This window comes from Moraxella sp. CTOTU46934 (assembly GCF_031979465.1).
GTDB lineage: Bacteria > Pseudomonadota > Gammaproteobacteria > Pseudomonadales > Moraxellaceae > Faucicola > Faucicola tetraodonis.
The window spans coordinates 224473-250368 of record NZ_DALZEG010000002.1 but is presented as its reverse complement, the minus strand read 5'-3'; the positions used below and the strand labels follow the sequence as shown (position 1 = coordinate 250368).

The window sequence follows — 25896 nt, the reverse complement described above, 5'->3', positions numbered from 1 at the left end:
CAACTGACCTACAAATGCGAGAACGCAGGTTGCCGTTTTGAAATCGTGAATGAGAGATACACGACCCAGCGATGTTCGTGTTGCGGTGAAATCACCGCCAATAGTCCGAAAGGTAGAAAATCGCTTGGAATAAGAGAATGGATATGTGCTTCGTGTGGCACATGGCATGATAGAGATATCAATGCCAGTAAGAACATTCTTGCGGTCGGGCTTAACCGTCTTGTAGAAGGAATCCCCTTGCTTTAGCAAGGGGAGGAAGTCAAATGAAAAAGGCGAATATAACGAATTGGCAGTACCCAATATCTCGTTTAAAGCCCACAAATAATTGCCTAGCAAAATAATGGGTCAAAAACCGCAAAACAATAACCCCAGTGCATGGCATTGGGGTTTTTTAGTTTTAAAGAGAGCAGCAAGTAGGTGGCTACCATTGCTGCCAAACCATTACTGCCAAAAGATAGGGACATATCAAAAAAGCCAAAATCACATTTTTTTATCAACGAGTCCCTATTTTTCGCCAGCCAAATTCAAGCCAGCTAAATTCAAGATAGACGGCAAGCGTATTCAATACCCCCGAATTTTGTTAAAATAGGCAAAAATTTATCTAGCTGAGCGTCCCATGAATTCAAATAACTCAAACAACTCGACAACCAACCAATTACTGTTTAAACAAGCCAAAACCCACATCCCTGGCGGTGTAAATTCACCTGTGCGGGCGTTTGCAGGCGTGGGGGGTACGCCTGTCTTTATCAGCCGCGCCCGTGGCAGCAAGATGTATGATACCGAAGGCAAACCCTATATAGATTATGTGGGCTCATGGGGACCGATGATTTTGGGTCATGCGCATCCTCATATTATCGAAGCGGTCAAAAATGCGGCAGATGACGGGTTAAGCTTTGGTGCCCCCACCACGTTTGAGACCACGGTGGCTGACAAAATCTGCGAATTGATTCCCAGTGTTGAATTAATCCGTATGACCAGCTCAGGCACTGAAGCTACCATGTCCGCCATTCGTCTAGCACGTGGCTATACAGGGCGCGACAAAATTGTCAAATTTGAAGGTTGTTATCACGGTCATAGCGACAGTCTGCTGGTCAAAGCGGGTTCAGGCATGTTAGATATCGGTGAACCAAGCTCAAAAGGCGTCCCTGCCGATTTTGCCAAACATACTATCACCATTCGTTACAACGACCCGCAAGCCATCAAAGACTGCTTTGCGCAATTTGGCAATGACATCGCTTGTGTGATTGTCGAGCCTATCGCCGGCAACATGAACATGATTGTACCCACGCAAGAATTTCACGATACCTTGCGTGCCGAGTGTACCGCGCATGGGGCTGTGCTAATTTTCGATGAAGTGATGACTGGGTTTAGGGTTGGCTTACAGTCAGCGCAAGCCCATTTTGGCATCACACCAGACTTGACCACGTTTGGTAAAATCATCGGTGCAGGTCTGCCAGTCGGGGCATTTGGTGGTAAACGTGAGATTATGGAATGTATCGCGCCGTTAGGCGGTGTGTATCAAGCAGGCACCTTATCAGGCAATCCACTGGCGATGCGTGCCGGTATTGCCATGTTTGATTTGCTCACGGCTGAGGGTTTTTATGACGCATTAAGTGAAAAAGTCGTTTATTTGACGGATAATCTTGAACAGTTGGCGAAGGATGCGGGTATTGGCTTTAAAACCACGCGCTGTGGCGGTATGTTTGGGATGTTTTTTACTGATAGCGATACATTGCCACAAAACTTTGACGAGGTGTGCCAATGCGATGCGCAAAAATTCGCGACCTTCTTCCACGGTATGCTCGATCGCGGTGTGTATCTTGCGCCATCCGCCTTTGAGGCAGCCTTTATAAGTAGTGAGCATTCGCAAGAAGACTTGGATGCCACGTTGCAAGCGGCAAAAGAAGTCTTTGCGATAATGGCGAAAGCATAACGGTTGCACATAAAAAATTTGCCAAAGGATTTTTAATTGCGTTTGGACGCTTGACTTTGGTGAAGTTTGCCAAAGGTCAGAGCGCAAATAGTGATTTAAATACTATCAATTTTCAATCAAATAGATTTTAGAGAATAAAAACCACCCATGCGACAACTGCCCCAAGCGTTAACCCCAGAATCCATTGCACAGCGTAATCTTGAAGAAAGTCAGCAGCCGCAGTCATTCTTTGACGACTTCGCCAAATCTGTTACCCTCTATCGCGATGACGACATTTGGGTCATCGACAAACCGCACGGGCTGTTATCGGTGGATGGTAAAGAACTCAAAGTAAGCTTGCAATCGCGCCTGCTAAAAGCCGACCCCAACGTCAAACTTATTCACAGACTTGATATGGACACCTCAGGGATTATCATTTTTGCGCGCCATAGCGAGGCGCAAACCCATATCAGCAAACAATTTATCGAGCGTATTCCGAGCAAAGAATACCAAGCGCTGGTCTGGGGAACGCCGCCGCAGCAAGGCGAAATCGATGTGCCCGTGCGCTACGACCCACCACAAAAACCCAAGCATATCGTCGATATGAATTGGGATAAACGTGCCTATACGAAATATGAAACCTTGCATCACGAACTGCGTGAGGGTAAGGCAGTTAGCCGTGTCGCCTTGCATCCTGTCACAGGGCGCAGTCATCAACTACGCGTTCATATGCTGCATATCGGGCATGTGATGCTTGGCGACCCCATCTACGCGCAAGATGTATTGGGCGGTCAAGCGTTTGATTTATCGCCTAGGCTTTGCTTACATGCACACAAATTACGTTTAAAACATCCCAACACGGGTGTATGGATGGAATGGGAAAGCCCCGTGCCGTTTTAACTGTGTGGGTTTTTAGCAATCTATCTTTTAAATTGATAGGGTTTAGAGTACTGTTTTCATCCTACTGTTAGCAGCAAAAAAGGGGCATAATCACCATGCCCCTTGTTTAATTACCCATGTTGGTGTAACCAATCCAGGGTTTGCTGCCAAAGTAGCTGGTTTTGCCGGCTAAAAAATTTCATGTGCCCGATATGCTGTAAGCCATAATCTTTGGGTTTTAGCGTTTGGGTGGTCGCTTGCATGTTGGGAAACACCCGAATCATATCGGCGACATTCTTATCATTGGCAATATCATCATCGGGCGCATTCACCCACATAGCAGGCAAGTTAACCTCATTGTAATAGTGGGTTTTCACTGTTTTACCGAAGGCGGTTTTGATATAGCCTGCGCCATTGCACCAATCTCGACACTGTTTGGCGACATTTTTGGGCAAGTCTTCGCCCATGCCAATTTTGCTTGATTGGGTATAGCCAAACACCACATTGGACACAGGAATAAATACATCCATAAACCACATGGCTTTGGCACGATACGGCATCGCCATATTACGGATTCGCCCAGACGAACAGGCAACGTTAAACACGGATGTGAACTTGTGATGATTGGGCATCAAACCAAATAATAGACCGCCCGCGCTATGACCGACCAGATGATAGGTGGTATTGGGAAACTCTTGAATCAGCCTATCAAGCACCGCAGTCATATCGTAGCGTCCCCAACTAATCAGTGACGCATTAGAGTGCTTGAGGTCGCCTTGCATCGACTCGCCAATATCTTCATTGTCATAGCTAATGACGCCATAGCCATGCTCCATCAAATACTGCGCAAAATTTTGATAAAACTGGCGTTTGATACCTGTTGCGGGCGCAATCATCACTGCTGCTTTAACTGTATCGGGTCGAAACACCGTCGCCGCCAGTGTGGCAGGGTGTTTGGTGGCTATTTGAATGGTTTGCTGCGTAGGGTGTGAGGCTAAGGCTGACGGTGTTTTTAGCGTTAGATTTGACATGACGGTTATCTTCCTTGGTAATCAACTTTTTATACAAGCTTATACGAGCGCTTTTTATACGAGCGCTTTTTATACAAGCACTCAGCCAAATTTTGACAAATGATGAGCAGACTCGTTTAAAAGCGACTATAGCAAACAATTTATGGGTGCAAAAAAGTTATCATGAACATAACAGTCATAAAAAAAGCAATCAGCGGCGGCCAATTGCTTGCTTAAATCGTTGACGAAAAAACTAAGGGGTTTTCACGACAACTTTTTGGTTGGTGTTGATTAAAATCTCAGAAGGTCCATCAACGGTGACGCGCACTTGGTTATTATTAGGGCGCTGTGAGCGAAAATATTGGTCTTCAGCAGGGGTACAGCCCAAGCAGCGATCGAGTGCCGCCAGTGGCTCAAGAATCAGCTTGCGTTCTACCTGATCGATTTCATCGTTATAGATGGTAAATGGCATACTGGCAATCGCTGTCACCACGCCGCCCACCACTGCCAATGCGCCCAATGGCTTACCCACAATGGTATCAGCGACCATGGAACCATAGGTTGGACCAAAATCTTTTTCATCAATTTCGGTAGCGGCAAAGCTGCAAGTCGTCGTTGCAACCATCAAGGCTACGGCTGACGCAATCGTATTTAATAGTTTCATAGCAGGTTCCTAACTGGCAGCAAGCCCCCATTAACGAGGTAACTAGCTAACTAACTAAATTAAATGAATAAATAATTAGGTAACTAGATAACCAAATAACTGGGGTTGACTGACAGGTTGTACCTAACAAGTTTTGCTAGGTTGTTGCTGAATAGTTCAGGAACATTACATCAATTTTGCCAAGAATTATCAAGTAAAATTGTCTTTGCTGCAGGTTTTTTTACGTTAATGGAGAGCCTTTATTTTTTGAGCAGTTTTTTGAGTGGTTTTTTGAGGGGTTTTTTCACTGATTTTTTCACGGTTTTTTTGTGGGTTATCAGCGGCTGGCAAGTGGGACAGAATGTGCTCGCCCGCTGATTGATTTTGACGTTTTCGATGGTAGTGCCACAGCTCGGACAATCACCGCCTTTATGCCCATACACCAATAACGTTTGCTGAAAATACCCCGTTTGTCCATCCGCTACGGTAAAATCTTTTAACGTTGAACCGCCTTTTTCAATCGATGTTTGTAGGACTTGTCGAATATGGGCGACCAAGGTGGTGAGCTGTTCATGGCTGATGAGATGAGCAGGGGTCAACGGATGAATTTTTGATAAAAATAGGCTTTCGGTTGCATAGATATTACCCACACCGACCACAATCTCTTGCGCCATAATCACTGATTTGATGGGGCGTTCAATCGGTTTTTTGCGATTATGGATATGGTGATATAGATAGTCAGCGCTAAAGTCTTCTGAGAGAGGCTCTACACCCAAATGGGTAATCAGCTTGTCTTCATAGTCCTCTAACCATAGCAACATGCCAAACCGCCGTGGGTCATGATAATGTAGCTGGGTGAGTTTTTTGCCATTATTAAACGTCAAAATCACGTGATCGTGTTTACGCTTGTCAAACCCCACAGGATGCTGCTGTAAGCTACCCGACATCCCCAAGTGGATGAGCAGTTTTTTTTGCGCCGCGCCGCCTTTAAAGGTGAGAATCAGATATTTGGCTCGGCGCTCAATGTCGACAAGTTGATAATCTACCAAAATCACCAAGTCATCAGGCACCGCCCAGCGCAATTTGGGCTGAAAGACGCTAACTTTTTCAACGGTTTGATTGAGCAAAGGTTGCAGACTCGTCGCTGTCGTCTGCACTTCGGGCAATTCTGGCATGTGCCGTGTGACTCCTATTTAAAGCATTAAGACTTGTTATTGACGATACGACGCGCCAAGATAATACCATGTTGCTGCTCTAGTTTTGCCAAAAGCTTGGACAACTGACTTAGCCCCGTCACTTCTATGGTAAAATTCAACCGCGCGATATCATCATCCCCGCTTAGGGTGTCGACTTGGCGGATATTGACATTTTCTTGGTCGATGATTTGGGTCAGGTCTTTGAGTAAGCCCCGCCTGTCATACGATTCAAGGTATATTTGTACCAATTGGCTTTTGCCTTTATTGCCATACCAAGCGGCACTAATGGCGCGTTCAGGCTCCCGCTCCACCAGTCGCTCATATTCGACGCAATCACTGCGGTGGACGGATACGCCATTGGACTGGGTGATATAACCCGCAATTGGCTCACCTTGCACAGGTGAGCAGCAATTTGCCAAGTGAATAGCAATGTTATCTAAGCCATCGACTTCAATTTTATACGCATCTAGCTTGCCTGTGGCTTTGGGGTGAATACTGGGGATAAGCTCAGTCTCAGTGACTTCGGGTTCTAAATCTAGATGACGACTGATATGACCGGTCAAATTATGCAATTCAACGTTGCCATTGACTAGCCCTACCAAAATATCATCACTGTTTTTGGCATTAAAAAATTTGACGTAATCATTTAAATCGATACTGTTAGGGTGTACCGACATGCGCGCCAATTCTTTGGTTAATATGTGCTTACCTGTTTCGATATTTTTATCACGGTCTTGCTTATTAAACCATTGGCGCAGTTTGCTGCGAGCGCGACTGGTATTGATATAACCTAAGGATGCCACGAGCCAATCACGGTTTGGCTCGCGTGATTGCTTGGTAATAATCTCAACTTGCTCGCCTGTTTTGAGCTGATAGGTGAGCGGTACATAGCGTTTGTTGACGCGAGCGGCTTGGGCGCGATTGCCGACATGGGTATGCACATGATAGGCAAAATCGAGCACAGTTGAGCCTTTGGGCAATTCGATGATATCGCCATCACGACTAAACACATAAATCCGCTCAAATTCACCAAAATCAACGACTTGTTCTTCTTCATCGAGCTCGCCTTGCTCATGCTCAACATGTTTATCTAATACAAATTTTAAGGGGTCATGATTGTCAGCATTTTCTTGATTGAGTAATAACTGACGCAGTGAGCTAATTTTTTTGGTCAGATAGTCGTCTTTTTTGTTTTTGGTGCCTTCTTTATAGTTGACGTGTGCACACATGCCAAGTTCAGCTTCATAGTGCATGTCAAAGGTACGAATTTGTACTTCCAGCGATTTGTTCTCAGCAATGACCGCGGTATGTAGCGAGCGATAGCCATTGGTTTTTGGGTTAGTGATATAGTCATCAAACTGTTCGGGAATATAGCGCCATAAACCATGCACCAGCCCCAATACGTGATAACAATCGGCGTTGTTATGCACCAGTACCCGCAGTGCGCGGATGTCATATAATTGGTCAAACGACAGTGATTTGAGTTTCATCTTACGATAAATCGAGTAGATGTGTTTGACACGACCGGTGATTTCCCCGTCAATCCCTTGGGCAGCTAACGCCTCACGCAGTTGTTGGGCAACACGGTCGATATAGGTTTCGCGCTCGCTACGTTTTTCAGAGAGTAATTTGGCGATTTCTTTGTAGCGGTCAGGCGCAAGATAACGAAACGATAAGTCCTCAAGCTCCCATTTAAGCTGTGCAATACCCATACGATGCGCTAGCGGCGCGTAGATTGTCATGACCTCACGCGCGACCCGTTGCTGACGCTCAGGACTAGCATACGACAGCTCCCGCATCGCAAAAGTACGCTCAGCCAATTTGATGAGTACCACACGCACATCGTTGGTCATCGAGATGAGCATGTTATAAATGCCCGATAACTGCTCGCGCTGGTTGTTGTTAAAGTGGTCTTCTAAGCGCTTGTTGTTTTCTATCAAATCCGACAGTCGCCCCAGCGCTAGGGTTTCTTGAACCAGCTCTGCGACTTCATCGCCAAAGGTGGCTTGGATTTGTTTGGGGTTAAAAATTTGGATACGCGCAGCACGATATAACATCGCAGCAACGAGTGTGTCTTCATCTTGGTACAGATAACCCAAAATATCGGCAATCCCAATCCCAGTCAAAAACGCATTAGAGCGGTTGCTTTCGGTACTTAAATCTTGATTTTTGAGTAGTTGACAGGCTTTGGTCAGCTCAGGCAGCTCAGTGAGATGAGCGCGTTTTGCCATCGATGCCAGCCAAGCTTCGGTATCAATGGTATGCTCATCGATGATGTGGCTGGCAGGCTCAGAGACAATGGGCAAGTCAGTATGGGTGAAATGACGCTGGCTGGCAGTGATACTCGCAATCATCGTGGTACTATCATGATCAACGTCTTTTCCATCCAATAGCGGCAAACTTTCTCGTATTTTTACCATGTCAATTCTACACCTTACTTACCAGATTTCCTCAAAGAGCAAAAAAACTAACCTTGTTCATTTAAAATTATCAACTCACTTTCCCTGTGAGTTTTTGTGTGATTAAGTTTGATTTGATACTGCGCTAGCAATAATAAAATATGACAGAGTAGTCGCTATAGCAGCGCGTTTTAGCTATGATAGTGCGTTGGTTTTGGGCGTGTTAACCCTTAAAATAAATGTTAAACGTTAAAATAAAGTAAATGCCATAGTCACTTTATATATCTTAACCGTTTTATATATCATAACCGTTTTGGGGTGCCCATGTTTAGCCATTTAACACTAACTTTATTACGCTTACTCATGTGTTAATTTTATTAAGATGTGTCTATTAGCAAACAATTGCAAGTCAACCCGTCGATAAAATTTTTGTATCACTCAAGTTAGTGTCAGTCAACTGCCCAATCAGCGATTTGAGTGAATCTCAATCCAAATTAAGATAAACTATCTTGTTCAGTATAGGTGAGTTTAATGAAATTACCATCTCATTTTGTTACAAATGCGACTACTATAGCGTCAGATTTTACCATGACCCGCTCAAAAAGCCTTGCGAACTTTGGTAAAACCCTGTCAATGTTGGCGATAACGCTGACTTTATCGCTTGGGTTGACAGGGTGTGAGTATTTTCAAACGCAAACCGAGGCTAACTCGCCCATTGGTGCCAAACAAATTGCCAAACTGATTCCCAAACGTGGACAAGATAGCAAAAGCTGGGCACAAGACATCAACCAAATATTTGATACCTTAAAAATAGAAAAAAACGCGCAAAATATTTGTACCGCTGTCGCCATTATCGACCAAGAGTCTAATTTTAAAGCCAATCCGCCCGTCCCGAATTTGGGGCAATCAAGCCTAAAAGCGATGAATGAAGAGTTGGAAGAAAAATTAGGCTCAACGCTAGCCCCGTATTTTCGCACCATGCTAAAAACTGAGCCTACCCCCGATAACAGCTTTGAAAAACAAATCGCTAAAGTCAAAACTGAAGAAGAACTTGACGATATTTATCATCAGATGTTTGCGTATTTTTCAAGCAAATATTATGCCAGCAAGCTGAACAGCGTCACCAAATTGGTGGGCGGGGATATTGAAGAAAAATTAGACCCGATTACCACCTTAGGCTCAATGCAGGTGCAAGTAAGTTATGCGCGTGACCATCGCCGGATGAATGGCAATAACCTTGAACTGCGTAAAGACCTATATAGCCAATATGGCGGATTGTACTATGGTATCCATCGCTTGCTACTGTATAAAGCCAATTATCAAGACCCGATTTATCGCTTTGCTGACTACAACTCAGGGATGTATTCAAGCCGTAATGCGGCTTTCCAAAAAATGCTGCACGAGTTATCCAAAGCCGAAATAGACTATGATGGCGATTTATTGATTTATGAAAAAGGCAATAAAATCAGTGCCAATATCAGCCAAAGTGAGCAGGCGCTGATATCGATGATTCAGCAAGGCATGATTAGCCTGACGGAGCGACAAGTGCGTATGGACTTGGCAAAAGAAAAAAGCCAAGATTTTGAAAATACCGAAACCTACCGCACCATTGGTAGTCTTTACAAAATGAAAACTGGCAAAAACGCCCCTGCCGCCATCATGCCACAGGTGGTCATCTCTGGCGCAAAACTCAGCCGTGACTATAATACCAAATGGTACGCCGACAAAGTCAACGTACGCTATTTAAATTGTATGAATAAAGCCAAATTTTAGCGTTTCTCAAAGCGTGCAATGCTTTCCACATGTCCTGTGTGCGGGAACATATCCATCACGCCCGCGTGGGTGAGTTTATAGCCTTTTTCAAGCAGCACAGCGGTATCGCGGGCAAGCGTAATCGGATTGCACGACACATACACGATGCGTTTGGCATTGAATTTATCCAGATACTGCATCACTTCTAAGGCGCCTGAGCGGGGTGGGTCAATCAGCAGTGCATCGACTTGCCCAACCCAAGGCTCACTCGAGAAATCTTTGGTTAAATCTTGGGCAAAAAAGTCGGTATGGTGCAAGCCGTTGGCGGTGGCATTCATTTTGGCGCGCTGTGTCATCTCACTGCTGCCTTCCACCCCAATCACAAAGCCAGTTTCACCCACTTGACGCGCCAGTGGCAGACTAAAATTGCCCAAGCCGCAAAACAAATCAAGCACGCGCTCGCCTGGCTGCAACGCTAACAAATCAATTGCCAGCTTGGTCATTTTACGATTGACTGACAAATTGACTTGGGTAAAATCCAGTGGCGAGAATTCAAACGTCACATCAAACTCGGGCAACCGATAAAATAAACCGCCCGTCGGTGGCACAGTCAAGCTTGATGGGCGCGCATGGGCAGTATTTTCATACAATGGGTCAATACGATGTACCGTGTCGCTACCTTTGGGCTGTAAAAATAACTGCCAGTTACGCTCTGCAAAAAAAGCTTGCAGTTTTGCGATATCATGCTCACCTAAATCCACCATGTGACGGACAATGACGGCGATGGATTTTTTGCTATCGATAACATCATCAAGCGTTTCACCCATCGCTAACTCAAGCTGTGGAATATGGTCACGGGCGTCAAGCGAGCTAATAAGCGCTTTTAAGTTCTCAATTTCAAAGCCGATACGCGGGTCAAGCACATGGCATTCGTTTAAATTTGCCAAAAAATTGCTGGCGCGCTCACGAAAACCGACCAATGCTGTGCCTTTTTTCTCGACATAGCGCACGCCCATACGTGCCTTGGTGCGGTAGCCCAAACGGTCAGCAACCAATGGGGGAAGCCAGTGTTCAGGCTGGATATGGGCTTGGTGTTCGAGCAGCTCTGCCAGTACCGATTGCTTAAATTGAATCTGCCCATCGGGTTGCCAGTGCTGTAAGCTACAGCCACCACACACCCCAAAATGCGGGCAAGGCGGGGTCGTGCGTTCAGGGTTTGGGTTTGCCAGTACGAGAGCCGCGTCACCTTCTTCCATACTTTTACGTGAGCCTGTGATTTTGACGCTCACGGTCTCGTTGGGCAGCGCAAAGCTGACGAATACTTTTTTGCCATGTTTATCGAGGTGATGGTCGGGCTGGTCACCGTAACTTGCCACGCCACGTCCATCATGAGCAAGGTTGGTCACTGTTAGGGTAACGGGTGGGGCGTCTTGCAAACGTTTACGCACCCGCGCGGTGGGTTTGATTTTTTTGCTTGGGTTTTTGGTGAGTTGGTTAGACTGGGTTTGGTCAGCGGTAGCGTTTGACATTTATTAAAAAACCTATTTAATCGAGGGTCAGTGTAAATATTTATTACAAAATTCATCAAAATTTTGTGGTTATGATAGCTTAAAATGGATTTTTTTTATATCAATACCTGACTTTACATCGCTCAAAGAAGAAGGTTTGGATGTGATTGCATAACTGGTCATCACTTATCATAGGTCATTTTTTAAATGCTTTAAAATTTTACCAACAACAAATGAGCCAAGTGGTTATTTTTAAAAAGCAAAGTTGTGCTATGATGGTGTTTTATCCGTTAGCTATATAGGTTAATCGACACCATCATGCACGAACTAGAACTCAAGTTTGCTGTCCCAAGCTATCAACAAAGCGTCTTAAGAAAAAGCATCGACACCAAAACTGCGCGGCAACAGCGGCTATCGGCGTATTATTTTGATACCCCCAATCAAGACCTTGCCAAAAAAGGCATTGCCCTGCGTATCCGCTTTGAAGACAGCCAATGGGTACAAACCCTCAAAACAGCCGGTGATGGCGTTGCCAAACGCGTTGAGCTCAATACCGTGCTGAGCCTGACGGGTACGCCAGATACCCTTGATGTTAGCAGCCTTGTGCCCGATGTTTCACTGATTACAGAGCCAGCAGTCGTAGCGCAGCTGACTAGCATCATGCCGCTCGACCAGCTCGCTCAAGCCTTAACCGTGCAATATTTTACCGATGTGCAGCGCACTTCTCGTCAAATTAAGAAAAATAACAGCCGCATCGAAATCGCTTATGATATCGGCAAAGTTGGCATAGGTAGCCTAATCTCACAAAAATCCGCCAATAATCACGGGTTAACCCAATCGGATATTCATGAAATTGAATTTGAGCTGCTTGAAGGTGACCCAAGTGATTTGATTGAGGTGGCTAAAACTTGGTGTAAGAAATACAAATTATATTTATCAACCGTTACCAAAGCCCAGCGGGGTAGTCTGCTACTCGCGAATAAACAATTTGCCCAGCCTGTCAAAGCGGATTTAGCTGTGCTGCAATTACACAAAGGTATCAGCCAATTTGCGTTTTTGCAGGCAGTGGTCAATAATTGCCTAATGCAGATTTTGCCCAACGCCTCTGCAATTGCTGAAGGCAGTCCCGATGGCAACTTAGTGCACCAACTGCGTGTCGGCATTCGGCGTTTACGTACTGCCCTCAAACATTTCAAATTTGCCCAAGATTATATCGACCCAAATTGGCTGATGGTACTCAAACAAACCTTTAGCCTGCTAGGGGAGTATCGTGATAAAGAAATCTTGCAAATAAAAACCCAGCCCCTGCTAGAGTCAGTCGGTGCACCGCATGTCGAGTGGTCAACGGCAGTCGATATCATGCCGATTGATGCCGTCAGAGCCAATGATTTTCAAATTCTGCTGTTAGAGCTGATTGGTTTTACCCATTTGCCCGTACCTGCGGACAGCCCAAAAGCCAAAGCCACAGTTGCTAAAAAATTGGAAAAACTATTTACCGCGATTGCCGCGGCAAGTGATAAATTTGCCAGTCTCGATACAGAAAGCCAGCATGGTGTCCGTAAAGACCTAAAAAGCCTGCGTTATGTCAGTGAGTTTGCTGCGCCGCTTTTTGCCAGCCAAACCAATGGCAAAAAAGGGAAAAAAGCAGCTGAGCTCAATGCTTTCTTGCAATACTTAGAGCCTGCACAAGACGTACTCGGTGAGTATAATGACAATGTGGTCGGTCATGCTAACTATCTTGAGAAAGCCAAAACCGACCCAAATGCACTATTTGCGGTGGGTTGGTTTAGCGGGCGTGAGCAAGCGAGTGCCGAGCAATGCGCGGTGAGTCTAAAAACGGTGAAAAATGCGCCAAAGTTTTGGTCATAGTTTGACTTGATTGTATGTAAATAACAGAGAATAAAATAAAAGTGTCTGTAAAAGTGGCTGATGCCTGTAAAAGTGCCTGAGTAGAAAGCATCAGTCAGTCAATCATTGTATTACTAGTTGGGTCAGTCATGGACGACATCATTCAACCGCTAATCTCGATACCGACTACAGAAACCACGATGTATATTGTCGGTTTTGTGGAATTTTTATTGAGCTTTGCTTTTGCCTTATTATGGTTTATCTGTTTTTCAAATTATGATAAGCAGTCTCGCATTGCCAAGAAAGCCATCATTGCCCATGCAGTAGGCTGGCTTGTATTAATTTCTGTAGGTCTGTTGTTGATTCCTCCCGAGCGTAATGGTAGCTACTTGGATGTTTATGCCAACCTTGCTTTAGCCAATATCGGATTTATGATGGTGGTGGCGGGTGTATGTGCTATGCTCATCGCAAGTGTTCCCAAGACAGGCATTGCCTTCACGTTATTTTTTGCCGTCGTATTTTCTGCGATTGGAGGTAAAGGCATTGGCGATTTTTTATCTCCCATACCTATCCACGCCAAAATCGATTGGATGAGTTTTCATGACACGGATTCCAAATTAAGTAGCCTGCATGTCGGCATTGAACATAGTGATTTGCAACAAGCGCCTTCTACCCAATTGGCTAAAACACTGCAAGAAAATGGCTGGCTTGATAACATCACCTTTGCAAACCAAGCGAATTTAACGACGCCCATTGCCATGGATTTGGTACAAGCGCCATATTCTGGGTATTTATACCTGCCTGAAGAATATGGATTTACGCGTTATGGTAAAATGCTGTTTGGCGTTTTATCGGCAAGTTGGCTGATTATTTTGCTCTCTGCCTTGATGTTACTGCTCAAAGCTAACAAACAGCTACCGAAAAAAAAGCTTGATTGACCCAGTTTTTTAGTAATTGGCAATCAAATTTATATAAAAAAGCCAATACCGTCAGATATTGGCTTTTTGCTTTTATTGTAACGCCTATCAAAACGCGTATTGGGAAATTATTTTCCGTAAACTTTTAAGCGTTTTTCAATAGGTTCAAAGGTTTTTTCACCCGCTGGGGCGGCGATACCACCAAATACCATCTGTGCAATGAGTTTCCAGTTGCTATCGATGTTCCATGTTTCTGCCACTTTTTCATCAATCACACCATTGTAATGCTGTAAGTTTGCACCGATGTTGAGCGCAGCTAAGGCGTTCCAAATCGCATATTGGTGCATGGCACTGGTGTGTTCTGCCCATACTGGGAAATTATGCGCATACAGCGGGAATTGTTCTTGTAAGCCTTTGACCACTGATTGGTCTTCAAAATACAAGATAGTCCCTGCACCGGCTTTAAACATGGCCATTTTATCGGCAGTTGATTTGAATTTTTCATCATCATTCACCATCGCGCGTAGCAAATCTTCGGTGATTTGCCAAAGTTTTTGGTGGTCTTCACCAAACAATACCACCAAGCGGCTTGATTGTGAGTTGAATGAAGAGGGGGTGTGTAACACGGCATGTTCAACCAGTTTGACCACCTCATCTTTTGAGACAGGCAATTGGTCATTGAGCATATAGATAGAACGGCGAGTTTCTGCGATAGTGTGTAATGTTTCGACTGACATAATCAGCTCCTTTTCATTGTTATTTGATAATCAATCTACCTTATTAATTAAAGTTAAAGCCGATTGATACGACCGAGCTATTATATGCCTAAAATCCTAATAAATAAAAACTATTTTGTAATTTTTTTTAACCAGTAATTGTATTTATTAATTTTATCTAATATATTATTAAGGTTAATTTTGATAAATTTAAGGCAAAATTTCGACCGCTGTACCAATATCTACTTGGTCATACAGTGTGATAATGTCTTGATTGCGCATGCGGATACAGCCATGAGAAAGCGGAATGCCCATCGGCTCGGTATTGGGCGTCCCATGAATGTAAATGTAACGCGCCTTGGTATCACACACCCCTTGCTCATTGGCGCCTTTATTAAAGCCCGTTTCATTTCCCTCTAACCACAAAATCCGTGTCAAAATCCAGTCTCGATTGGGGAATGTAGTTGCCAAATGATCGTCATAAATTTCGCCGGTAAATTGACGTGCCACAAATACACTGTTGATAGGTAGATTATCGCCAAATTTTTCGCTAATCAGGTGCGCACCGAGCGGTGTACAGCCAGTATCCTGCAGTTGTCCAATACCATTTTTGGCAGTAGAGATGGGGTAAGTTTGTGATTGGGTGGGGCTCAGATGTAAAGTAAGCTGTTGTTTTTTTATTGAAATAATGATTCTTGGGTAACACATAATCGACTCGTTTAACATTAAGCTTAGACTATCATAACAAAAAAGCCCATCATATTCATGACAGGCTTTTTAAGAAAAATTTGAAAACATACAACCAGTTATTTGATGTCAGCAGTGGATACCCACAAGGTAGAATCGGCAATGTTCACAAAGCCATTTTTGGCTAATACCCAGCTAAACTTGACGCCTTTGGGCAGGGTCTGCACCACGGGGCATAGACGATTGGGACAAGAACGTACAATCGCATCTTTGTTGGTTTGTGCTCGATGAACGCTATCGGCTTGCGCAGTGAGTGGTAAAACCACCCATACCAAAGCCGCAGCCAAATTTGTCAGTTTATACTTAGCAAGGAATGATTTAATGCTCGAACTCATGATTTTTCAAAAATACAGTCAAATAAATACAGCCAAATAGTGAGAAAATTTTATCAAAAAATTATCTATCAAAACAAAAAAACTATTTTCACATTCACGTAAAAATACTGTAACAATAGGTATAACAAAAACTTAAAAAAGAAAAAGGCCTACGAAAACGTAAGCCTTTTTAATTTGGTCGGAACGGCGGGATTCGAACTCGCGACCCCTTGCACCCCATGCAAGTGCGCTACCAGACTGCGCTACGCCCCGAAAGGTGTACTATTCTACCAAAAATGACAGAATTTGCAATACCAACTTATCCAATTAGTTCTTTTAACAGCTGATTAACTTGCGCCGGGTTGGCTTTGCCTTTGGAGGCTTTCATCACTTGACCGACAAGACCGTTAAAGGCTTTTTCTTTACCTGACTTGTACTCATCGACCATCGCTTGGTTGTTTTTCAACACGTCTTCGACAATCGTCTTAATTGCGCCTGTATCGGTTTCTTGTTTTAAACCTTTATCGGCAATGATTTTATCCACGGCTGTTTCATCGTCACCGCCTTCGCCAGCGAATAGGGCGATAAAGGCTTGTTTAGCCAGTTTGCCTGATAGCGTATTGTCTTTGATACGCGCTAGCAGTTTGGCAAATTGGCTCACTGAAATCGGGCTTTGCTCAATGGTTTTTTCATCTTTGTTGAGCGCGCCGAGCAGGTCACCCATTATCCAGTTGGCAGCCAGTTTGGCGTTATCATGACCGACTTTTGCCACTACTTGCTCAAAGTAATCAGCGAGCGAACGGCTAGCGGTTAAAATACGGCTATCGTATTCAGGTAAGCCAAGCGCTGATTGAAAACGCTCACGACGTGCCACTGGCAATTCTGGCATGGCGTTTTTGATTTGTTCAAAAGTTGCGGTATCAATATGCACAGGTAAAAGGTCAGGGTCTGGGAAATAGCGGTAGTCGTTGGCTTCTTCTTTGGTACGCATTGAGCGCGTTTCGTCTTTGTCGGGATCGTACAGGCGAGTTGCTTGTATGACTTTGCCGCCGTCTTCAATCAAGTCAATTTGACGCTCGATTTCCACCGTGATGGCGCGCTCGATAAAGCGAAACGAGTTAAGGTTCTTAATCTCACAGCGAGTACCTAAGTCAGCGCCGGGTTTTCGCACGGAGACGTTACAGTCGGCACGAAATGAACCTTCCGCCATAATGGCATCAGAAATACCGAGCCAAGTGACCAACTGGTGAATGGCTTTGACATAGGCAACCGCCTCGGCAGCTGAGCGCATATCAGGCTCTGAGACGATTTCAATCAGCGGCGTACCGGCACGGTTTAAATCCACGCCTGTCATTTGTGGCACCGCATCATGCACCGATTTGCCCGCATCTTCTTCTAAGTGGGCACGGGTAATGTGAATACGTTTGGGATATTCGTTTTTTTCACCTTCATTGACCACGATGTCGATATAGCCTGTACCGACAATCGGGTGCGCCATTTGGCTGATTTGGTAGCCTTTTGGCAAGTCGGGATAAAAATAATTCTTACGGTCAAAGGCGTTCATCATGCCAATTTCAGCATTGACGCCAAGCCCAAACATCACCGCTTTTTCTACCACATCTTTGTTGAGTACAGGCAGCGCCCCTGGCATGGCTAGGTCAACAATATTGGCTTGGGTGTTGGGCTCTTGCCCAAATAGGGTGGAAGCCGATGAGAAAATTTTAGTGTTGGTGTTGAGTTGGCAGTGGATTTCGATACCGATAACCACTTCATAGCCATCAACTAAAGGCGCTTGCGGTTTATTTTCGTTTGTCATAACAAGGCTCCTTAGGCTTTGGCGATGGGTGATAGTTGTTGGTGAAAATCAGTGACTTGCTGATACGCATCGGCAGTTTGCAGTAGTGTCTCTTCATCCCATGCTTTTGCAATCAGCTGTAAGCCGACAGGCAGATTGTCACTATCAAAACCCACTGAATGGCTTAATGAAGGTAAACCGGCTAAATTCACGCCAATGGTATAAACATCCCCCATATAAATTTCGGCAGGGCTAAGGCTTGCACCGATTTTATAAGCCGTCGTTGGCGCAGTTGGGGTGGCAATGACATCACAGCTTTCAAAGGCTTTGGCAAAATCTTGGCTGATTAGGCGGCGCACTTTTTGCGCTTTGACATAATAAGCATCAAAATAACCCGCTGATAACGCATAGGTACCCATCAAAATACGGCGCTGTACTTCGGCACCAAAGCCTTCAGAACGTGAGCGGGTGTATAAATCTTCCAAGTTTTTTGGGCTGTCACAGCGGTAGCCATAACGCACCCCATCATAACGCGATAAGTTAGATGAAGCTTCGGCAGGGGCGAGCAAATAATAAGTGGCAAGGGTGATTTCTGGTTTGGTCAAATTCACATCCACCAAGCTTGCACCCAAGGCCTGGTATTGTTTTAATGCCGCTTCTACACTGGCTTTAACCTCGCTATTTAAGCCATCAGCAAAATACTCGGTTGGGATACCGATGCGTAACCCTTGAAGCGGTTTATCATGGCTGGCATTGGCTTGGCGTTTGCTGGTCAAACTAGCGACAAAATCCGGCACATCTTTGTTGGCAGACGTTGAGTCTTTGCTGTCATGACCTGATAACACGCTCAGCAAATAAGCACAATCCTCTGCGGTTTTACCAAAACTGCCAGCTTGGTCAAAACTTGACGCATACGCCACCATGCCATAACGTGAGACACGTCCGTAAGTGGGCTTAATCCCTGTCAAACCACAAAATGACGCAGGTTGGCGAATTGAGCCGCCGGTATCTGAGCCTGTGGCAAGGGGCGCAAAACCTGCCGCAACCGCTGCCGCGCTACCGCCCGATGAACCGCCTGGTACACGGCTGATATCCCAAGGGTTGTGCACGGCGCCAAAGTATGATGATTCATTGTCCGAGCCCATGGCGAACTCATCCATGCTGGTTTTGCCAAGCATGACTAAGCCTGCATTTTGGCAGTTTTCAACGATGGTGGCGTTGTAAGGCGCCACAAAGTTTTCTAGCATTTTTGAGCCACAAGTGGTTAAAACGCCTTGGGTACAAAAAATGTCTTTATGAGCCAGTGGTACGCCCGTCAAGTCTGCGCCTTTGCCTTCTGCCAATAATTTATCGGCGGCGGCAGCTTGCGCTAATGCTTGTTCAGGCGTGACTGTGATAAAGCTGTTGATGACTTTATCATGCTGGGCAATCCGATTAAGAAAATGTTGGGTAAGTTCGGTACTGCTAAAGTCTTTATTTTTTAGACCTGCCGCCAATTGGGCAACCGAAAACGTATGTAGTTCAGACATAATTTTCACTTATAATTAATTAACAAAAATTTGACAAGTTATTCGATGAGCTGTGGCTTATTCAATGACCTGTGGCACAAGGTATAAGCCATCAGCGACACTTGGCGCAATGGACTGATTTAGCTCACGATTGACTTCGACCCCATCACCGCCAACAACATCTTCACGCAGTGGTTGGGTCATATCATGGACATTGGTAAGCGGTGCGATATTGTCAGTGTTGACCTCTGCCAAAATATCCATCATCGATAGGATTTTGCTTAGGTCATTGGCATAACTATCTGCCTGCTCAGCGGTCACGCCAAGCCGAGCAAGTTTGGCGATGTTCATAATTTCATCAGTTGAAAGCGTCTGCGACATGATGAGTTCCTTAAGTACAAACAAAAATAAAAAACGGACAAACAAGGCAAATGTTCGATGCGATTTTAAACCAGCCAATTATAGCAACAGGCTATAATAAAAGAGGATAAAACCTGATAAAAACAGTTGCATAAGTTTAGTTACTTTTAATAACAAATTTGAAAAAATAGGGTGATGTGACCTAAATAATTTGTCACAAAAAATTCGTGAATAAAGATAGAATGTGATTAAATCACTATATTTTGCGATATTTTACCGCTATAATCTAGCACTATTCTTACTAAACGCAAATTAATCGCATTAAAGTCACTATTGCCTAAACCTCTTTAAAATTATCGTCACCTTTTTTAGCTAAAAAGATAGCCTTTTAACTGTTAATCGTTAAGAGTTTTTTGCTATTTTTTATGTAAAATATAGCGGCGGTAAGCAGCTTGCTTCAGATTTTTTTGCTAGTGGGCACAATAGGGTGGTTTTGAAATATGGGCATTAGAAACATCGGCATTAAAAGCTTTTAAATAAACGCTTTTAAAAAATGCGTCGTTGACTCGATGTGCGATTAAACACCCCGCTAATTTCTGCTTTGCTTGCAGTGTAGTTTTGTTATCACTGGGAAATGATACATGAGCCTTTTCGGATTTTTATCAAGTAATATCGCCATCGACCTTGGCACTGCTAATACGTTAATTTTCACCCCAGGTAAAGGTGTGGTCCTCAATGAACCAACGGTTGTTGCGCTTCGTAGTAACCGTACCCAAAATCCTACCGTTGCGGCTGTCGGTCTTGATGCCAAACAGATGCTAGGTCGTACCCCAGATAATATCACTGCGATTCGTCCACTCAAAGACGGTGTGATTGCCGATTTTGAAGTGACCCAAAAAATGCTCAAGCATTTTATCAACAAAGTGAAGGTGAAACGCTTTTTGGCCAATCCAAACGTGATTGTTTGTGTGCCTTGTAAATCAACCTTGGTAGAACGTCGTGCGATTCGTGAAGCGGTTGAATCGGCCGGCGCAAACAAAGCCTTATTGCTTGAAGAGCCTATGGCAGCTGCCATAGGCGCAGGGTTACCCGTTCATGAAGCCAGCGGTTCGATGGTGGTGGATATCGGGGGTGGTACCACAGAGATTGCGGTGATTGCGCTATCAGGCTGTGTGTATGCCGACTCCATCCGTATCGGCGGTGACGTGTTTGATGAAGCGATTATTACTCATGTCCGCCGTACCCATGGCTGTGTGATTGGTGAAACCACGGCTGAACGCATCAAAACCGAAGTAGGGACGGCTATTGAAGATCCTGAAAACCCCTTGGAAGTGGAAGTGCGTGGTCGTAGCATGGCAGAAGGGGTACCTAAGTCATTTGTAGTGACATCCGCCGAAATCCAAAAAGCCTTAAGCGACCCTATTGCTGGTATCATCTCAGGTGTCAAAGCGGCGCTTGAGCAAACCCCGCCTGAATTATCAGCTGATATCGCAGAGCGTGGTATTGTATTAACCGGTGGTGGCGCACTATTACGCAATCTTGATGAACTGATTTCGCGCGAGACAGGCTTGCCTGTCACGGTAGCTGAAGACCCACTGACTTGTGTCAGCCGCGGGGGTGGTAAGGCACTAGAGTTTATCAATAACAAAGCATTGAATATGATTTTTGTCTGATGTTAATTAATGTGTTACCGTTAACCGCTATTTTTTAATAGCGGTTTTATTGCTTTGTTGACAAGATGATTTTACGATAGCTTTTTTTAAAAGATTTTTGCTATCCTGATGGCTTGTTATCGCGCGCTGTATTGACCGTCACGGATTTTGCTTGGATGTTACTTATGTCACTTACTATTTTTACCCAACAACCGCTCGCCATTCGCAAGACCCTTATTGTGGTGTTTGCGGCGATTGTGCTGATGTTATTGGATAGTAAAAATAGCAGTTGGTTTCAGCCAGTACGTACCGCGACCCATGCCGCCATGCAGCCTATCTATCAAGTGTCGGCTTACCCAAGTTTTTTTGCAGGCTGGCTTGATAGTACCATGACCGAAAAAGAAGCGTTACGCCGTGAAAATGTCCAGTTAAAAGCTGAGCTTGTGCATGCCAAAGCGCAATTGCAGCAGCAAGATTATCTTGTCGCGCAAAATGCCCGACTGCAAGGGATTTTATCCGCTACCACGCCAGACCAGTTTAATTTGCTGTTGTCGCATGTGATTGGTACCGATAGCAATCCACTGCGGCAAATGGTGGTCATCAATAAAGGCAGCAAAGACGGGGTGATTGTGGGGCAAACGGTGATTGATGAAAACGGCATTCTTGGACAAGTCGTCAATGTTTATCCCGATACCTGCCGTGTGGTGTTAATCAGCGATGACCAACAATCGGTTGCAGTGACTATCAAACGTACTGGGCAAAAAGCCATTGTATCGGGTAAAGGTAATCCGCAGTATTTGGTGCTAGACTATATCTTTAAGGCATCGGATGTACGCATTGGTGATGAGCTGATTTCATCGGGGCTTGGTGGTCGTATTCCTGCAGGATTTCCTGTTGGGCGCGTGGCAAAAGTAGAAGCTGAGCAAGCGGGGGGCTATGCCAAGATTATGGTGAAACCCGCTGCCAATTTTATCAATACGTCTTATGTTTTATTGCTTCAGCAGAAGGTTTAAAATCACTGATTATGGTCGTCGTTCAGCGCAAAAAAACCAAACAGCATTTATATATTGTGATGGCAATCAGTTTTATCATCGCATCGGTACTTAGTGTGTATCCGCTGTCGGCAGAGATTGCGCTATTTCGTCCGATGTGGATGATCATGATGCTGATTTTTTGGCTGATATTTCAACCGACTTTAATTGGGATGGGATTGGCGTTTGTGGTGGGTCTGTTTGCTGATTTACTGACGGATAGCCGAATCGGTCAGCAAGCCTTATGTGCAGTGCTGGTGGCATTTTTTATTAAGTTTGTCAGTGGTTATTTACGCCAATTGTCCTCTAACTTGGTGTGGCTGCTTGCAGGCGCCTGTCTGCTGATTTATCAACTTGCGTTAATTTTTCTGCATTTATTTACCCAAGGGGTGTTTGCACCCCATTTACTTTATACCGTTGCCGTCAGTACCTTAATTTGGCCACTATTAGTCGCTATCATGCTGCGTTATACGCGATAAGCGTATTGAGAAGTTATTATGTATCAATTTAATGCCACTATACCGATTATCTTGGCGTCCACGTCACCCAGACGGCGTGAGTTGTTAGATCAAGTTGCGGTGCCACATACTTGCGCGGCAGTCAACATTGATGAAACACGGCTAGCAGAAGAATCGGCGATTGACTATATTGTGCGTATGGTGAGTCAAAAAGCGCAAGCCGCTTTACAAGTTTTGCCAACTGCTATGACCGAGTGTGTGGTGATTACCGCCGATACTATTGGCGTATTGCCGGATGGGGCAGTGCTGCAAAAACCTAACGATTTTGCCGATGCCTGTGCGATGTGGCGGCAAATGAGCAATGCCTCGCACCAAGTATGGACTGCAGTGCAAGTGAGCCGACTGGCGCAGCGTGGCGGTCAATGGCAGATGGCTTATACTGAGCGCACTGTGGTGAGAACTGATGTCAAATTTATCGCACTCACTGACAGCATGATGACGCATTATTGGCATACGGGTGAACCACAAGACAAAGCTGGCGGTTATGCCATTCAAGGGCTGGGCGCTGCGTGGGTCAAAGCGATTGACGGTAGCTATAGCAATGTGGTTGGACTGCCACTGGTAGAAACGTTGGACTTGCTTTCTCAGGTGATGCAAGCCCATTAGTAAAAATAAACTTAAAAAAAGCCATAAGTGCAAATCTTATGGCTTTTTTATCATGTTTTAAAGGGTTAACCCAATGTCGCTTTGACCAACTTTGAGATCAAAGCGGGGTCAGCGCGACCTGCGGTTTTGACTTTTAACGCATTCATCACAGCGCCCATTTGCTGCATTGAAGTGGCACCTTGCTCAGCAATTTCAGCAGCTACCAGATTGGCAATTTCTGCTTCACTCATGGGTTGTGGCAAGAATTGACTAATCACATCAATCTCGAATTGTTCTTTTTGTGCCAAGTCTTCCCGACCATTGGCGGCAAAAATCGCGAGCGACTCTTGGCGCTGCTTGGTTTGCTTTTGTAAGATGTCTAGTACACCTGGATCATCGAGCGTTATTTGGCGGTCAATTTCGATTTGTTTTATCACCGCTTGTACGTTGCGTAGCACTTTAACTTTTTCAAGCTCACGCGCTTTCATGGCGGTTTTGACCACATCGGTCAGGGTGTCTTTTATGGTAGTCATGGTTTTAACGCTCCCTAATGTTAGCTAATGGCGTTTTTAAAATTGTGGTTAGCAACATAGCATAAAAAAATCCACTTAACAAAGTGGATTTTATCATTTACTGGTATTGGGTTGTCTGTCGACAAATTACCTTAGTAAAGACGAGTTGTGCGTACTGATTCACGTGACATTTTCTTTTTGTAACGTTTTACCGCAGCTGCTTTTTTGCGTTTACGTTCTTGAGTTGGTTTTTCATAGAACTCATGTTTACGTACATCTGCTAAAATACCGGCTTTCTCACAAGCACGTTTAAAGCGGCGAATTGCGATATCTACAGGTTCGTTCTCTTTTACCTTTACTGCTGGCATGTAGACTCCTTAAGTCTAGGCTTATTGATAGAAAATGAAAATGCTATCAACAAAGCGGGGTTAGTGGGTCAGGAACATTAATCCGGCTGTATAGGTGATTATTAGCCAACCTACCCATGGTTTGGCATCAGCTCAGATTAGGATAAAAATAGGTGCGAATTTTAACTAAATATTGAATGTAAGTCAATGTAAATTTTAGCTTTTTAATAAACTGTTAAATTAGAAAATCCTTCTCTTAGCCAATTGCCCTGTTATAGCTAGCCAGTAAAAATTTTTGCCCGTTATCGTAACAAAATACACAATGATAGTAATGATTTAGCAAGGTGGCTTTAAAATGTTATTTTATTCATACGGCAGTAATGCTAATATAGTCACTAATTCTCATGTGATAACAACATAGCGCTAAATGTTGTACTAGCCATTTGCCAGTCGGCATTACCACGTAAAACATTACCATGCAAAAACAGTTTGTAGGGCTATTAAAAATTTATACATTGATGTGAAATTAGATTTCACCTTATTTGAAAGGAAAAGGTTATGCTACCGATATCAACACGCAATGCCACGTTAGCCAGTCTTATGATTGCCTTGGGTCTTACCATGAGCGCATGTAGTAAGCATGAGTCAGCCGAAAGCAAACCAACCGAAGAAATTGCCGCACAGCAAGGTGAAATCGCTCGTGCAAACCATCCTATGCCAGTGGCTTCGCAGCCTGCTTCATTTGTGCCACCGACAGCTGCCTCAGCCGCTGCCACCACTACGACAGCAACCGTTACCCCAGTTTCTGCTGATGCTGGTGAAAAATTGTTTGGTAGTGTATGTACCACTTGTCACACGGCAGGCTTAATGGGCGCACCAAAACTTGCTGATAAAGCCGCTTGGGCACCTCGCATTGCGCAAGGTAAAGACACGCTGTATAAACACGCCATCGGCGGCTATCAAGGAAAATCCGGTGTAATGCCAGCCAAAGGCGGTAGTCAAGCCTCTGATGATGAAGTAAAAGCTGCCGTTGATTATATGGTCTCAAAAGCAAGCTAATAGGTAGTGCGCCATTTATAAAATCAAGGTTATACATTCAAGCCTAGGCAACAACTAGCATCGAGCCTCTCACTAAATCCAGTCACTAGTAAAATAGTTGGCTGGTTTTTTTATACGTTTTTTATACCCAATGTGCTTTGTTTTAACCCGCAGTTTGGTTATGATGAATGACTATGTTCAATCACCAAACCCTGTTAAGAAACCGCCATGACACCTGCCGTTAATCTTGCCAAAAAACTAAAAATCAACTTCCAATTACATGAATACCATCATGACGCTAATAGTGAAAGCTATGGGCTTGAAGCAGCAGAAAAACTACAAGTTGAAGCTAAGCGGGTATTTAAAACCTTGGTGGTACAAGATGACAATGACAAACTCGCTGTTGCGATACTGCCTGTTGAGCATTTATTAAACCTAAAAAAAATCGCCAAGGCCATTGGCAGTAAAAAAGCACAAATGGCAGACCCCAAATTGGTAGAACGTACCACAGGCTATGTGCTAGGTGGGGTAAGCCCGCTCGGTCAAAAAAAACGCCTGCCCACGGTCATCGATCAGTCGGCACAACACTTTGCAACCATTTATTGTAGTGGCGGTAGACGCGGCTTAGAGATTGAGTTGTCACCGTCGGATTTAGCAGGCGCAGTAAACGCCAAATTTGCAGATTTAATTCAAGAGTAAAGGATAATAC

25 protein-coding genes and 1 tRNA gene are annotated in these 25896 nt (G+C 44.5%); 12 read left to right on the top strand and 14 right to left on the bottom strand.

What is annotated here, in order from left to right; all coding sequences use genetic code 11:
* From RTN07_RS03750 to RTN07_RS03740, 3 genes are all read left to right on the top strand, one after another.
* Window positions 1-246: transposase (locus RTN07_RS03750; RefSeq protein WP_312175814.1), on the top strand; the 246-nt coding region annotated here is incomplete at its 5' end.
* Between the two features lie 370 nt (window positions 247-616).
* Window positions 617-1933: a glutamate-1-semialdehyde 2,1-aminomutase gene (hemL, locus tag RTN07_RS03745; RefSeq protein WP_312175811.1), complete on the top strand. Its 1317-nt coding sequence runs from the start codon at window positions 617-619 to the stop codon at window positions 1931-1933.
* Window positions 1934-2080: 147 nt separating this feature from the next.
* The gene (locus tag RTN07_RS03740; protein WP_312175809.1) at window positions 2081-2812 is read left to right on the top strand and encodes an RluA family pseudouridine synthase; all 732 of its coding nucleotides are present in this window, start codon (window positions 2081-2083) and stop codon (window positions 2810-2812) included.
* Between the two features lie 110 nt (window positions 2813-2922).
* Here RTN07_RS03740 and RTN07_RS03735 read toward each other — a convergent pair whose 3' ends face one another.
* The 4 genes from RTN07_RS03735 to RTN07_RS03720 form a co-directional block, all read right to left on the bottom strand.
* Window positions 2923-3822 (bottom strand): alpha/beta hydrolase family protein, encoded by a 900-nt coding sequence (locus tag RTN07_RS03735; protein WP_083710771.1) that lies wholly within the window; start codon window positions 3820-3822, stop codon window positions 2923-2925.
* Between the two features lie 232 nt (window positions 3823-4054).
* Complete coding sequence (locus tag RTN07_RS03730; protein WP_065262556.1) at window positions 4055-4465, bottom strand: hypothetical protein; 411 nt, start codon at window positions 4463-4465, stop codon at window positions 4055-4057.
* Window positions 4466-4704: 239 nt separating this feature from the next.
* Window positions 4705-5619, bottom strand: a complete 915-nt coding sequence (gene mutM, locus RTN07_RS03725) for a bifunctional DNA-formamidopyrimidine glycosylase/DNA-(apurinic or apyrimidinic site) lyase (RefSeq protein ID WP_312175805.1) — start codon at window positions 5617-5619, stop codon at window positions 4705-4707.
* A gap of 26 nt (window positions 5620-5645) precedes the next feature.
* Complete coding sequence (locus RTN07_RS03720) at window positions 5646-8060, bottom strand: RelA/SpoT family protein (RefSeq protein WP_312175803.1); 2415 nt, start codon at window positions 8058-8060, stop codon at window positions 5646-5648.
* A 567-nt stretch (window positions 8061-8627) separates the two neighbouring features.
* Between RTN07_RS03720 and RTN07_RS03715 the strand changes: the two genes are divergently transcribed.
* Window positions 8628-9812: a DUF1615 family protein gene (locus RTN07_RS03715; protein ID WP_312175837.1), complete on the top strand. Its 1185-nt coding sequence runs from the start codon at window positions 8628-8630 to the stop codon at window positions 9810-9812.
* On the opposite strand, the gene rlmD is transcribed toward RTN07_RS03715, so the two are convergent.
* Window positions 9809-11320: a 23S rRNA (uracil(1939)-C(5))-methyltransferase RlmD gene (rlmD, locus tag RTN07_RS03710; RefSeq protein WP_312175800.1), complete on the bottom strand. Its 1512-nt coding sequence runs from the start codon at window positions 11318-11320 to the stop codon at window positions 9809-9811. The genes RTN07_RS03715 and rlmD overlap by 4 nt on opposite strands.
* Before the next feature lie 297 nt (window positions 11321-11617).
* Between rlmD and RTN07_RS03705 the strand changes: the two genes are divergently transcribed.
* Window positions 11618-13168 carry a CYTH and CHAD domain-containing protein gene (locus tag RTN07_RS03705; protein ID WP_312175798.1) on the top strand — a complete coding sequence of 517 codons (1551 nt, stop codon included), beginning with the start codon at window positions 11618-11620 and terminating at the stop codon, window positions 13166-13168.
* 128 nt (window positions 13169-13296) lie between these two features.
* Entirely contained in the window at window positions 13297-14085 is a 789-nt protein-coding gene (locus RTN07_RS03700; protein WP_312175796.1) for a hypothetical protein, read from the top strand.
* Window positions 14086-14192: 107 nt separating this feature from the next.
* Here RTN07_RS03700 and RTN07_RS03695 read toward each other — a convergent pair whose 3' ends face one another.
* From RTN07_RS03695 to gatC, 7 genes are all read right to left on the bottom strand, one after another.
* Window positions 14193-14801, bottom strand: coding sequence for a nitroreductase family protein (locus RTN07_RS03695; RefSeq protein ID WP_159375223.1), 609 nt, complete (start codon window positions 14799-14801; stop codon window positions 14193-14195).
* A gap of 189 nt (window positions 14802-14990) precedes the next feature.
* Window positions 14991-15488 (bottom strand): L,D-transpeptidase, encoded by a 498-nt coding sequence (locus tag RTN07_RS03690; protein WP_076775193.1) that lies wholly within the window; start codon window positions 15486-15488, stop codon window positions 14991-14993.
* A gap of 98 nt (window positions 15489-15586) precedes the next feature.
* Window positions 15587-15862: a hypothetical protein gene (locus RTN07_RS03685; RefSeq protein ID WP_076775191.1), complete on the bottom strand. Its 276-nt coding sequence runs from the start codon at window positions 15860-15862 to the stop codon at window positions 15587-15589.
* Window positions 15863-16037: 175 nt separating this feature from the next.
* A tRNA-Pro gene (locus RTN07_RS03680) sits at window positions 16038-16114 on the bottom strand.
* 46 nt (window positions 16115-16160) lie between these two features.
* Entirely contained in the window at window positions 16161-17657 is a 1497-nt protein-coding gene (gene gatB / locus RTN07_RS03675) for an Asp-tRNA(Asn)/Glu-tRNA(Gln) amidotransferase subunit GatB (RefSeq protein ID WP_312175791.1), read from the bottom strand.
* Window positions 17658-17668: 11 nt separating this feature from the next.
* A complete protein-coding gene (gene gatA, locus RTN07_RS03670) occupies window positions 17669-19165 on the bottom strand; it encodes an Asp-tRNA(Asn)/Glu-tRNA(Gln) amidotransferase subunit GatA (protein ID WP_282849982.1) in 1497 nt (498 codons plus the stop codon).
* Window positions 19166-19222: 57 nt separating this feature from the next.
* Window positions 19223-19525, bottom strand: a complete 303-nt coding sequence (gene gatC / locus RTN07_RS03665) for an Asp-tRNA(Asn)/Glu-tRNA(Gln) amidotransferase subunit GatC (RefSeq protein ID WP_219333475.1) — start codon at window positions 19523-19525, stop codon at window positions 19223-19225.
* A gap of 620 nt (window positions 19526-20145) precedes the next feature.
* Here gatC and RTN07_RS03660 point away from each other — a divergent pair.
* From RTN07_RS03660 to RTN07_RS03645, 4 genes are all read left to right on the top strand, one after another.
* A complete protein-coding gene (locus RTN07_RS03660) occupies window positions 20146-21177 on the top strand; it encodes a rod shape-determining protein (RefSeq protein WP_065253383.1) in 1032 nt (343 codons plus the stop codon).
* Window positions 21178-21341: 164 nt separating this feature from the next.
* On the top strand, window positions 21342-22169 hold the full coding sequence (gene mreC, locus RTN07_RS03655) for a rod shape-determining protein MreC (RefSeq protein ID WP_065253382.1): 828 nt from the start codon (window positions 21342-21344) through the stop codon (window positions 22167-22169).
* Window positions 22170-22180: 11 nt separating this feature from the next.
* Entirely contained in the window at window positions 22181-22666 is a 486-nt protein-coding gene (mreD, locus tag RTN07_RS03650) for a rod shape-determining protein MreD (RefSeq protein ID WP_312175788.1), read from the top strand.
* Window positions 22667-22684: 18 nt separating this feature from the next.
* The gene (locus tag RTN07_RS03645; RefSeq protein ID WP_312175787.1) at window positions 22685-23311 is read left to right on the top strand and encodes a Maf family protein; all 627 of its coding nucleotides are present in this window, start codon (window positions 22685-22687) and stop codon (window positions 23309-23311) included.
* Window positions 23312-23376: 65 nt separating this feature from the next.
* Here the strand turns inward: RTN07_RS03645 and RTN07_RS03640 are convergent, their stop codons facing one another.
* Both RTN07_RS03640 and rpsU read right to left on the bottom strand, forming a co-directional pair.
* Window positions 23377-23823: a GatB/YqeY domain-containing protein gene (locus RTN07_RS03640; RefSeq protein ID WP_138018538.1), complete on the bottom strand. Its 447-nt coding sequence runs from the start codon at window positions 23821-23823 to the stop codon at window positions 23377-23379.
* 131 nt (window positions 23824-23954) lie between these two features.
* Window positions 23955-24170: a 30S ribosomal protein S21 gene (gene rpsU, locus RTN07_RS03635; protein WP_007115522.1), complete on the bottom strand. Its 216-nt coding sequence runs from the start codon at window positions 24168-24170 to the stop codon at window positions 23955-23957.
* Between the two features lie 537 nt (window positions 24171-24707).
* Here rpsU and RTN07_RS03630 point away from each other — a divergent pair.
* Window positions 24708-25208, top strand: a complete 501-nt coding sequence (locus tag RTN07_RS03630) for a c-type cytochrome (RefSeq protein ID WP_312175782.1) — start codon at window positions 24708-24710, stop codon at window positions 25206-25208.
* Between the two features lie 207 nt (window positions 25209-25415).
* Entirely contained in the window at window positions 25416-25886 is a 471-nt protein-coding gene (gene ybaK, locus RTN07_RS03625; RefSeq protein WP_239743112.1) for a Cys-tRNA(Pro) deacylase, read from the top strand.
* Window positions 25887-25896 lie beyond the last annotated feature (10 nt).